This window comes from Ralstonia pickettii (genome assembly GCF_001699815.1).
Taxonomy (GTDB): domain Bacteria; phylum Pseudomonadota; class Gammaproteobacteria; order Burkholderiales; family Burkholderiaceae; genus Ralstonia; species Ralstonia thomasii.
Genome location: NZ_MCGB01000109.1, coordinates 38,660 through 47,112, shown reverse-complemented (window position 1 = coordinate 47,112; position 8,453 = coordinate 38,660). Strand labels below are relative to the sequence as shown.

Here is an 8,453-nt window from a genome sequence, read left to right as displayed (position 1 = left end):
TTGCCGTGGCAACCGTGCTGTATGCCGGAGTGATTCTGTTGCTGCAATGGGTGGCGCCCCGCGTGCTGCGGCGGCTTGGCTGGACATCGACATCGACGCTACCGGACGGAGCCCCCGCGTGACGACGGAAGCCGTGCTCCTGCACCTGCGTTACCTGCTGATCGGACCGTATCCGAATGGTCCGCTGGCCGGGGCGGCGCTCACGTTGTGGATGGCGCTGTGGGCCTGCGTGATGGCCACGGCAGCGGGCGTCGGTTGTGCGCTGTTGCTGGACAGGCTCGACGCCACGCCGGGCTTGCGCCGGTTGGCGCGCCTGCTACGCGGGCTGCTGGCCACGCTGCGGGCTATCCCGGTACTCATGCTGATGTTCTGGGCGTACTTTCTGATCCCCATGGCCCTGGGCGTGTCGGTGCCGGAAACCGCCACGGTGGTCGCTGCACTTGCCGCCGTGGGCGCGGCCTACATCACCCAAAGCATGGAAGCCGGCTTGCGTGCCGTCGGTGCCGGGCAGCGCAATGCGGCACTGGCGCTGGGCATGTCGCCCCCACAGGCGCTGCTGACCGTGGTGCTGCCGCAGGCGTGGCGCATCATGCTGCCGTCACTCGCCAACCAATGGGTATCGACGGTCAAGGACACATCGCTGGCGTATATCGTGGGCGTGGTGGAACTGTCCACCGCCGCCAGCCAGGTCAACAGCCGCACGGTGGCCTACCCGGCCGAGGTGTTCGGCGCGGTGGCCGTACTGTATTTCCTGCTGTGCACCGGCATCGAGGCCTTGCCCAATTGGTTGCGCGCAGGCCCCCGCACGCCTGCGGCGCAACCGGACCACATGTCGACCTGGCAACGCTTTTTGCGCTGGCGCGAACGCCCTGTTTCAGATGCCGTGACTTGAGCCACACCGCTATCTTGGCTTCACAAAACGTCGGTATCATCGAGAACATGACCGATACCCGCGCCACCGCCCATCTCTATCCTGCGCACGACCTGGCGATCTGTACCGACGCCAATACCGCCGTCGAGCGCATCACCGCCATCTACGAGCGCTCTGCGCAGGCGGTTCGCGATCGCTTCCACGCCTTTGCGCGTGGCGAGGATTGCAGCGAAGACCTGTCCGCCTGCTACCCCTACCTCGGCATCACCGTCGACCCGAAAACGCTGGTGAGCGACGCGCGGCCGGCATGGGGCACAGTGGCGTATCCGGGCGTGTACGGCACGACGCTCACGCGGCCGGACCTCTTCCGCGACTACTACCGCGTGCAGATCGAGCGGCTGCTGCACTATCACAACAGCCCCGTCGTGGTGGGTGTGAGCAACCGGCCGATCCCGCTGCCGTTCGTGGTGGAGGCGTCCACCGTGGACATCACGCCCGAACAGGCGCGCGCGTTGGGCGGCGCGTTTACGCTGCCCGACCTCGCGCAGATCGACGACTCCATTGCCAACGGCACGTACCGCCCCATCGGCGACGAACCGCAGCCTCTGTCGATGTTCACGGCCGAGCGGGTCGACCTGGCCCTGCAGCGCCTGTACCACTACACCGCCACGCATCCGAAGCATTTCCAGCGCTTCGTGCTGTTCACCAACTACCAGCGCTACGTCGATGAGTTTGCCGCCCTCGGCCGCAAGCTGATGGAAGACGGCAACGACGAAGGCTACATCCGCTTTGTCGAGCCCGGCGACACCGAACACGAACTCGGCACCCCGGCGCCTGACGACTCCCACCGCATCAAGGGTCTCCCGCAGATGCCCGCCTACCATTTGGTGCGCGAAGACCGCCTGGGCGTGACGCTGGTGAACATCGGTGTGGGCCCGTCCAATGCCAAGACCATCACCGATCATCTGGCCGTGCTGCGTCCGCACTGCTGGATGATGATCGGCCACTGCGGCGGCCTGCGGCGTTCACAGCAGTTGGGCGACTACGTGCTCGCCCACGCCTATGTGCGCGACGACCACGTGCTAGACCAAGATCTGCCGCCATGGGTGCCCGTGCCGCCCATCGCCGAGATTCAGGTGGCGCTGCAGGAAGCGGTGGCGCGCATCACGGGGCTGTCCGGCGCCGACATGAAGTCACGCATGCGCACCGGCACGGTGGTCTCCACCGACGACCGCAACTGGGAGCTGAAGTACCAGGCGCTGTACAGCCGCTTCAACCAGTCGCGCGCGATTGCCATCGACATGGAAAGCGCGACCATTGCCGCCAACGGCTTCCGCCTGCGCGTGCCCTACGGCACCCTGCTGTGCGTGTCCGACAAGCCGCTGCATGGCGAACTGAAGCTGCGCGGCATGGCCAACCTGTTCTACCGCCAGCGCGTGAGCCAGCACTTGGACATCGGCATGGAGGCCGTGCGCCTGTTGCGCGAAAGCGGCGTTGAAGCGCTGCACTCGCGCAAGCTGCGCAGCTTTGACGAACCCGCGTTCCGATAGCGCGGGTGAGCACCGGTTAGCGCGGGGGCTGCTCCGGCAGCGCCTCGCGCAGGAAGTCCAGAAACACCCGCACCACCTCGGGCAAGGTGCGCCCCGCCAGGATCTGCAGTTCTACCGTCCGCCCGCGCATGCCGCGCTCGCGGATCTCCGCGGCATGCAGCTCACCGCGCTGCACGCGCTCGCGCACCGTGATCTCCCCCGCGATGCCCAAGCCGCCGCCTTGCAGCACGAAACTCAACAGCCCATCGAAGCGGTTGCTGACCAGCACCGGCTCGAACACGAGCCCGCGCTGACTGCAGCCCATGTCGAACAATTGGCGCACCGTGTTGTCCGGCCCCGAAAGCGCAATCGGAAACGGGTGCATCTGCGCCAGCGTCACGCTGTTGAACTTCGCCAGCGGGTGGTCGGGCCGCATGATGGCAAACACTGAGCCACGCTGCTGATACGCCACGCGAATGCCGTGCACGGCGGCGCGGCTGTAGGTCAGGCCGATGTCCACGTCGCCACGCAAGACGGCCTCGGTCACGCGCATGGGCTCTTCGGCGCGCAGGTCGAACTGAATGCCGGGATGCCGCTCGCGAAACGCCACGATGGCGCGCGGCACAAACTCGATCGCAAAGCCATCGGAGCACGCAATGCGCACACGGCCGCGCTGCAGCCCTTGCAGGCCCTGAATATCCGAGACCACGCGCTCTGCCTCCAGCGCCCCGCGCAGCGCGTGCGCGGCAAGCAGCTCGCCTGCTGCGCTGGGCCGCATGCCACGCGATTGCCGCTCGAACAGCGGCACGCCCAGCAGCTCTTCAAGCATCGCCACTTGCCGGCTGATGGCGGACGCGCTGACGTGCAGGCGCGCGGCCGCCTCCGTCAATGAACCGCTGCGCACAACCTCCAGAAAATAGCGGAGGGACGTCTCCTGCAGGCGATGAGATGACATAGGCGACGTAGGCGCAGGGGGCCTTTTTGCTTTGCAGAAAACGCAAAGATATCCCAAGAAAATTCTAATGGTCAAAAAGGTGTGGTATGCGCACACTCACCCGGAACTGTTCGACCAGCGGAGTGTCCAGATGCCCCTTCAGCCAGCAGCCCGTCAAACTACTGCGCACCGCGCGTCGCATCGCCTCCGGGTCCTCGTGCCGGCTCTCATGCTGGGTGCCACTGGCCTGGCCGGCGCCGCTGAACTGTCTTCGGCAGACGCCGAACGCCATGCCCAGGCAACGTACCGCGAATACTTTCAACTGCTCTCCCTGCCCAACGACGCCATCGTGCCGGAGGATGTCCGCAAGAATGCCGATTGGCTGGAGCAGGCGTTCCGCAAGCGCGGCTTCACAACAAAACAGTTGGCGAACAACGGCAAACCGATGCTCTACGCCGAGCTGCCGAACCCGGATGCCGGACGCAAGACGGTGCTGTTCTACATGCACCTCGACGGCCAGCCAGTGATTCCCGCGCAGTGGGCGCAGAAGAGTCCATGGACGCCCGTGCTCAAGCACAAGACCGCACAAGGCGACTGGGAAGAGATCGACGCGGCGCAGCTTTTCAGCGGCCCACTGGATCCGGAATGGCGCGTATTCGGCCGATCGTCCGCCGACGACAAGGGCCCGATCATGATGATGCTGGCCGCCATCGACGCACTGAAGGCCAGCGGCGCCCAGCCGGCCGTCAACGTCAAGATCATTCTCGACAGCGAGGAGGAGAAAGGCTCGCCGTCGATCAGCAAGGTCATGCAGGCAAACCGCGAGCTGCTGCGCTGCGACGCCATCGTCATCCACGACGGCCCCATGCATGCGAGCAACCTGCCAACGCTGGTCTTTGGTAACCGCGGTGCAGCCGAAGCGAGGCTCACCGTCTACGGGGCCAAGGTGCCGCTGCACAGCGGGCACTACGGCAACTACGCCCGCAATCCGGCCCAGCAGTTGGCCAACCTGCTGGCATCGATGAAGAACGACGCGGGCCGCGTGACGGTGCCAGGCTATTACGACCACGTGAAGATCAGCGAGGCCGACCGCAAGATCATGGCTGCCGTGCCCGACGACCAGGCAGCGCTCAACAAGCGCCTGGGCATTGCGCATGCCGACAAGGTCGGGGCCAACTACCAGGAAGCGATGCAGTACCCGTCATTGAACGTGCGCGGCATGGCCTCTGCAGCGGTGGGCGACAAGGTGGCGAACATCGTGCCCGACAAGGCCGTCGCCGAACTGGACCTGCGAACCACGCCAGACTCCAGCGCGGCCTACCTCGGCAAGCTGATCGAGCGGCACATCGAGCGCCAGGGCTACCACCTCGTCAAGAACGCCCCGACCGACGAAGAGCGCAGCCGCTACGACAAGCTCGCCACGTTCACGTATCAGAGCGAGGGCGCGGATGCCGCGGGTTCACCGATCGACTCGGCTGTGGGCACATGGGCCTACAGGTCGCTGACCGACACCTTTGGTGCGAACCCGGCGCCGGTCCGCATCCGCATGATGGGCGGGACGGTGCCCACGGCGGAAATCGTTGGCGTGCTGCAGGTGCCGTTCGCGATCATTCCTCTGGTCAATGCCGATAACAACCAGCATGCCGCGAATGAGAACCTGCGGATGGGCAACTACGTGGGCGGCGTGCGGACGATCTACGGCCTGCTGACGCACCCGCTCTGACAGGCGGCCGCTTTAAGCCGCGCGAAACAATCCATGCAGGCCGAGCGGCGCCACGCCGTTCAGGCTTGCCGTGGCGACGGGCCCTGCGGCAACATGCTGTGCATCGAACGCCGTCAGCCTCGTACAGCCGGCATCCACATCGAACACCGTACCGATCAACCAGCCCTCGCCTTCACGGGCGCTGGCCGATGCCGGCACGAACACGTGTTCTTCCACCAGCGTGCGGTGCCCGAAGCGGTATTGCTCGGCCTGCCCTGAATCCGTATCGACGCGCATGACCGTGTCGAAGCCGTGCAGCGCGTGCGGGCTTCCATTCGACAATGGCGCCGTGTGGGCCACCATGAACAGCGCACGATGACGCTGCGCGGTGCGCCGCGTGTCGATCTTCGGGAATTCGGCCACATGCGCGGTGCTGAACTGCTCAGCCCGACCTGTTCGCAGGTTCAGTTGCACTTGCGTGAGGCGCGCGCCCGGCGACGGGCGAATCTGCCCACGCATCAATTCACGCAGCGACGTGATGACGACCGAGGCATCGTCCGAGCGAAGGTAATCGAGGTGGATCTCCTGCCCATCCGGCGACGACCAAGCATTGCCCAGGTGGAACACAAAGCCCTCCGGCAACTTCAGCCAGCGCATGCGCGTGATGTCGTCCTTATCCAGCACCAGCACGCGCATGCCCAGCTCCGGCCGCCAGACATGGGAATCGAGAAACGACATGCCGGCGTGCGAGCGTTCAACGTCGTACACGAACGGAGGCAGCAGAAACACCAGGTGGCGCTGCGTCACGGCAAAGTCATGCACCATCGCCACGTCCGGAACGTTGACCGATTCCACACGCTTGAGCGCAGCGTCCGCGCCCACGCAGTAGACAGTCAGCAGACCAGCCGCGCTGCTCACGCCAAAATTCCACAGCGTGCCGTCGGGCTCGACCTTGGGGTGGGCGGAGAACGGCATGCCCTTGTAGTCGTCGCGCCAGGTCTGCACTCCCAGCGTACGCAGAGAATCCGGATCGACACGCGTGGCCGAGCCACCTTCCCACAGCGCGAGCATCTCGTCGCCATGCATCACCAGGCTGGTGTTGGCCACATTGATGCTGTCGGGCGAAGCGACCGGCTCCATGTCGGGGTTGGCGGTGCCGAACGTCGCGCGCAACGGCCGGCCGGCGGCGGTGTCGGCGACAAACTTGTCAGTGCGCACGAACACGCCGCGGTGCGTTACGCCCTGCTCGCTGATGTCGTAGCGCTGGATCATGCCGTCGCCATCAAACAGGTGGTGATAACGCACGCCGCCGATCTCATGCCGCGCGGGGCCATTTCGGTAGAACGCGCCGTGCAACGCGGGCGGGAACCTGCCTTCCACCTTCAGCGCGCGAGTCGGCATGTCGGCGCTGACGCCCTGGTAGCCCGCCAGCCACGGATACTGCGCGCGCGCCGCTGCAAACCCCGCAGCCCATGGGTCCGGGGTGGCGGCCATTACATCGGTCAGGGTCAAGCCAAACGGTGCGGCGCCCAGGGCCGCAATGAAGGATCGGCGTTGCATGACGGGGCCTCGCTCAAGATCAATGCAAGTGAATCGTCACGCGCTGGTCGCCCTGCACGTCGATGGCGGCATCGTCAAATGCGGGCGGACCGAAGCGGCCGCGCGCATCGCGGCTGAAGCCGTAGGGCTCGACGGGAATGCCGGCCGGGTTGGTGCCGAGTTTGCCGTCGTTGTTGGTGTCATGAAAGACCGACAACGCATAGCGCCCCGCCGGCAGATCCGGATAGACGAAGGTAACGCTCGCGCCCGACACGCTATCAAGCGCAGCAATGTCGGCGCGGATGGCGGAATCGGGCTTGAGCCAGCCGGCGGCGTCGCGGAACAGTGCGGCACGCACGGCGCCCTGGCGCCCTTGCGCGCCCTCCACCACCACCGTGAGCGTGGCTGCGGACACACTTGCGGCAAGCGTCGCCAACATCAGGGCCAGCGCAACGCGCGGCAGAGCAAACATGGCACTCATGAAAGTCTCCTGAATGGCCGGCGATGCGTTGGCAGGCCGGCGGTCAGGAGGCAATGTAGGCGGACACTGAGCGCCAGTCAGCGGTCTTGCGACGAAGTGTGGATGCCGCGGCGCAAACGGTCGCTTGCGCGCGATGAGCGAATCACAACAGCTTGATGGAATCACGCCAGACGTGCTGACAAAAACGCCCGCAGGCTCGGCGGGCGCTTTGTGGAGGTGGATGCTAATGCGGCAAGCTCGACAAACGGTGGTCGGCCAGCAGCACACTCGCACTCAAGGCGAGCTGGGCGGAGATGAAGCCCTCGGGCATCTCAACGTTTTCCCAGTCACAGATGATGTGGCCGGCGCGACAGATCTGGAAACGGGCCGTCCAGCGATGATCATCGCGTTGCAGCGGATCAACGAAGATGACATGCGCGCCATGTGTCACTTCCTGAATTGGCATTGTGGTTCCCCGTTGTTGATCGTTGGAAGACCACGTTAACAAAGGCGCGTGACACAAATCTGTCCGCCGCTCACCTACAAATGGGGGAGGGCGCACCTCAACCGACCAGGGGATCGGGCCGCGCCGACGAGCGCGTGCCCGGCAACGGGTAGTTATCGGGACCGTAATACGTGAACACTGCCGAGAACTTGACGGCGGCCGTCTGGTTGGCACGGGCCGCATGGAAGGTGTTGCAGTGGAAGAGCAGCACGTCGCCGGGCAGCAGCGGCACGGGGCGCGCGGTGTCGATCAGCGCGCGGTTCTCTGGCTGCTCCTGGCGCAGGAACAGCTTGGCGTCGAACCGGTCAGCGGGCAGGTCCAGCGTGTGGCTGCCCGGAATCACCCACAGACAACCGTTGTCGACCGTCTCTTCCACCAGGGCCAGCCACGACGACACCAGTTCGTTCCGTGCGAACGACCAGTAACGGCTGTCGCGGTGCCAATGGGTGGCCGTGCCAAACGCGGGGTGCTTGGTCATCACGCAGTTGTGGTGCGCGAGCGAAAGATGCACAGGGCCGCCAATCAGTTGTGCAATCGCGGCGGCCACGCGCGGGTCGCGCGCCCATTCCGTATAAGGCGTGCCGCGTGAATCGGCGTCGAGCAGGCGGCGCACCGTCTGGCCCCCTTCGGCTTCGCGCGAGGTCGGTGCTCCGGCATAGCCGACGTCGGTTTCCAGCTCCACCGGCGCCGCCGCGCTGGCCAGCCCGTCCTGTGCGGCGGCAAGTAACGCGGCGCTCACCTGCTGGCTGGCAAACCCGCGCAACACGACGTAGCCGTGCTCCTTGAAGAAGGCTTGCTGCTCGTCGGAAAGCGGATGTGCGTGGGTGGCGGTGGGGGCAGACGCAGACATGGTGGAAAAATGCGTACGGAGACGGCGAAAGACAATGAGTGTAACGCGCCGCCGTATGCGTTG

At 65.5% G+C, this 8,453-nt stretch carries 8 protein-coding genes; 3 read left to right on the top strand and 5 right to left on the bottom strand.

Going from position 1 to position 8,453, the window contains the following annotated elements; genetic code table 11:
- Nucleotides 1–118 precede the first annotated feature (118 nt).
- Nucleotides 119–892, top strand: coding sequence for an amino acid ABC transporter permease (locus BEK68_RS23730; RefSeq protein ID WP_012430060.1), 774 nt, complete (start codon nt 119–121; stop codon nt 890–892).
- Nucleotides 893–939: 47 nt separating this feature from the next.
- A complete protein-coding gene (locus BEK68_RS23725; protein ID WP_004628021.1) occupies nt 940–2,421 on the top strand; it encodes an AMP nucleosidase in 1,482 nt (493 codons plus the stop codon).
- 16 nt (nt 2,422–2,437) lie between these two features.
- On the opposite strand, the gene BEK68_RS23720 is transcribed toward BEK68_RS23725, so the two are convergent.
- The gene (locus BEK68_RS23720; RefSeq protein ID WP_012430059.1) at nt 2,438–3,355 is read right to left on the bottom strand and encodes a LysR family transcriptional regulator; all 918 of its coding nucleotides are present in this window, start codon (nt 3,353–3,355) and stop codon (nt 2,438–2,440) included.
- Between the two features lie 208 nt (nt 3,356–3,563).
- Between BEK68_RS23720 and BEK68_RS23715 the strand changes: the two genes are divergently transcribed.
- Nucleotides 3,564–5,057, top strand: coding sequence for a M20/M25/M40 family metallo-hydrolase (locus BEK68_RS23715; RefSeq protein WP_012430058.1), 1,494 nt, complete (start codon nt 3,564–3,566; stop codon nt 5,055–5,057).
- Nucleotides 5,058–5,069: 12 nt separating this feature from the next.
- On the opposite strand, the gene BEK68_RS23710 is transcribed toward BEK68_RS23715, so the two are convergent.
- From BEK68_RS23710 to BEK68_RS23695, 4 genes are all read right to left on the bottom strand, one after another.
- On the bottom strand, nt 5,070–6,596 hold the full coding sequence (locus tag BEK68_RS23710) for a carotenoid oxygenase family protein (RefSeq protein WP_012430057.1): 1,527 nt from the start codon (nt 6,594–6,596) through the stop codon (nt 5,070–5,072).
- Between the two features lie 19 nt (nt 6,597–6,615).
- Entirely contained in the window at nt 6,616–7,056 is a 441-nt protein-coding gene (locus BEK68_RS23705) for a DUF2141 domain-containing protein (RefSeq protein ID WP_012430056.1), read from the bottom strand.
- 223 nt (nt 7,057–7,279) lie between these two features.
- Entirely contained in the window at nt 7,280–7,501 is a 222-nt protein-coding gene (locus BEK68_RS23700) for a hypothetical protein (protein ID WP_012430055.1), read from the bottom strand.
- A 97-nt stretch (nt 7,502–7,598) separates the two neighbouring features.
- A complete protein-coding gene (locus BEK68_RS23695; protein WP_004628030.1) occupies nt 7,599–8,390 on the bottom strand; it encodes a phytanoyl-CoA dioxygenase family protein in 792 nt (263 codons plus the stop codon).
- Nucleotides 8,391–8,453: the final 63 nt, after the last annotated feature.